The organism is Mesorhizobium sp. M7A.F.Ca.ET.027.03.2.1, from assembly GCF_003999175.1.
Classification (GTDB): Bacteria; Pseudomonadota; Alphaproteobacteria; order Rhizobiales; family Rhizobiaceae; genus Mesorhizobium.
The window spans coordinates 1-385 of sequence record NZ_RZOM01001980.1; the positions used below are offsets into that span (position 1 = coordinate 1).

Annotated in this window: 1 pseudogene; it reads right to left on the reverse strand. The window is 61.3% G+C overall.

Going from position 1 to position 385, the window contains the following annotated elements:
- Nucleotides 1–385 (reverse strand): annotated as a pseudogene (locus EN750_RS39845) (ABC transporter permease); the annotation flags it as partial.

A 385-nucleotide genomic window follows, 5' to 3' on the forward strand; every position in this document is an offset into this window, starting at 1 on the left:
CCGCCATCCTTTGGGTCGGTGGAGATCAATGGCCCCATGAAATGATAAGCAGGGCTGACATAGATCTTGCTGACGATCCGGTGCTTGTTTTTCAGCCATCTGATGTCGATGGCGGCGGCGCCGAGTAAGATCGTCGCCAGCGCGATGCGGTTGATGCCGCCGACGAAGCCCATATTGGTCGCGCCGTTGATCAAGATCAGGACGATCAGCGTGCCGACCGTGGCCTTGGTGACGCTACCCTTGCCGCCGCCCAAGCTGACACCGCCGATTACTGCGGCGGTGAGCGCTGTGATCTCAAGACCGACGCCGATGTCCCCCCCCGCGGATCCCAGACGAGATGCGTAGAAAATCGCTCCGACAGCGGTGAGCCCGCCTGAGCCGAGAT